This window comes from Streptomyces sp. NPDC037290, assembly GCF_055603245.1.
Genome location: NZ_JBVJVZ010000128.1, coordinates 1 through 1,601 on the forward strand (window position 1 = coordinate 1; position 1,601 = coordinate 1,601).

Annotated in this window: 3 protein-coding genes and 1 pseudogene; 3 read left to right on the forward strand and 1 reads right to left on the reverse strand. The window is 63.5% G+C overall.

Annotated elements, in window-relative coordinates; all coding sequences use genetic code 11:
* Positions 1-342, reverse strand: a pseudogene (locus ACZ7HQ_RS45355) (hypothetical protein); the annotation flags it as partial.
* A 40-nt stretch (positions 343-382) separates the two neighbouring features.
* Here ACZ7HQ_RS45355 and ACZ7HQ_RS45360 point away from each other — a divergent pair.
* From ACZ7HQ_RS45360 to ACZ7HQ_RS45370, 3 genes are all read left to right on the forward strand, one after another.
* Positions 383-583 (forward strand): Scr1 family TA system antitoxin-like transcriptional regulator, encoded by a 201-nt coding sequence (locus tag ACZ7HQ_RS45360; RefSeq protein WP_471003465.1) that lies wholly within the window; start codon positions 383-385, stop codon positions 581-583.
* A complete protein-coding gene (locus ACZ7HQ_RS45365; protein WP_471003458.1) occupies positions 584-805 on the forward strand; it encodes a DUF397 domain-containing protein in 222 nt (73 codons plus the stop codon).
* Positions 806-968: 163 nt separating this feature from the next.
* Positions 969-1,295 (forward strand): hypothetical protein, encoded by a 327-nt coding sequence (locus ACZ7HQ_RS45370; protein ID WP_471003461.1) that lies wholly within the window; start codon positions 969-971, stop codon positions 1,293-1,295.
* Positions 1,296-1,601 lie beyond the last annotated feature (306 nt).

Consider the following 1,601-nt stretch of genomic DNA (forward strand, 5'->3'; position numbering starts at 1 on the left):
ACCGGGAACTGCGGCGGACGGGACATCAGCCTCTCCTACATGCTCACGGGGCTCAAACAAACCCCTGTGCCAGAAAGTCTGACGCGCGACAGAACCACTCTCATGCTCCGCGCCGACCGGGGCAAACGCGGATGCGGTCCGGGTCAGGCCGCCACGGGCTTGCCTGAGGACGCCACCGTCTCCGCGCGGCGCCGCCTTGGCGACTTCCTCGTCTATCCCCGCCTCCGCGACCGTCTTACACACCGCCTGCGGCACCTCCCGCAGATGGTCCTCACTCGCGCTCATGTGCAGCGCGAACCCGGCACCCCGAGGCGTCAGATAGAACCCGCGCACGAACATCACGCTGCAGCTTCTACCGTTTCGAGACAGGGTTCCATACCGGCTGGTACGGATCATTCATGCTCATGGGTTTCCCGAGCCCAACCCGGGCGTGGTGTGGGTGGAGAATCTGACCAACTCGGTGTACTTCGAGGGATCGAGCGATGTGGGGCGCTACACCGAGGTCTTTGACCACCTGCCGGCCACGGCCCTCGGCCCACCCGAGACCCGCAGCCGTATCGAGAACATGCTCGAGGAGCTGTAAGTGAGCAACGCCAAGCCCAACCCCGCCGGACCGGACTTCTCCCGTGTCGCCTGGCAGAAGAGCCTGTTCAGCGGGGGCAACGACAACTGCGTGAAGTTCGGCGCCCTGATCGCCGTGTGCGACTCCAAGCGGCCCCAACAGACCCCGCTGGTCTACACGAGGGGCGAGATCGCCGCGATGATCGCCGGCGCGAAGGCCGGCGCTTTCGACCATCTGGCATAGCGCCACCAGCAGCCCGAACGGCTGAGTCCCACAACAAGACAGCGGCCGACACCAAGCATAGTGGGGTCGGCCATCTCCTGTCCTGGCGGGCTAGAGTCGAGCCGTCATCATGCCGGGATGGTTCGGGCAGTGACAGACTGGGCGCGTCATCGTTGGCCAGCCCGTGTTCAGGAAAATCATGCTCGGCCTGCTTTCCACGACCGTACTGACCAGTGCCGGAGCGCAAGCCCTGGTGGCGGACAGTACGGTCATCACCATCAACTCTCATACCACCAAAGCATGCGTGAATCTCTCCCCGCACACTCAACAAGTCAACCTCCCCCAGGGCTACGCGGCGTCCTTCTTTCACGCCTCCAACTGCGCGGGCGATTTGCTAGCCCGTACCACCCAGACCCGTATCCGTGACATCCCACGCGATGCCGGCAGTGTGCTCGTCTCCCGACAGGCCGCAAGTTACGGACTCCTGAAAAGACTGCTGCATTTGCTCTAGTGACCTGAGTCAGAGATTCGCCGGGAATACGCGGCGACTTTGTCGAGGATCGCGTCGGCGGTCTTGGTCCAAGCGAAGGGCCTGGGGTCCTCGTTCCAGTCGGCGAGCCAGTTTCGGAGAAGCAGGACCAGCAACGCCACCGCCTCAACCGAGGCCGTGACGGCGGTCGCCCGCCGCGGTTCGACCGGGCAATCTACCGTCGGTGCAATATTGAGCCTTTGCCAACTTGATGCGTGAGAAGGTCAGTTGGTTCGACATGTGAGTGAAGCCCCTGGTAGACGGGTTCACGACCAAGATCACCCGGTA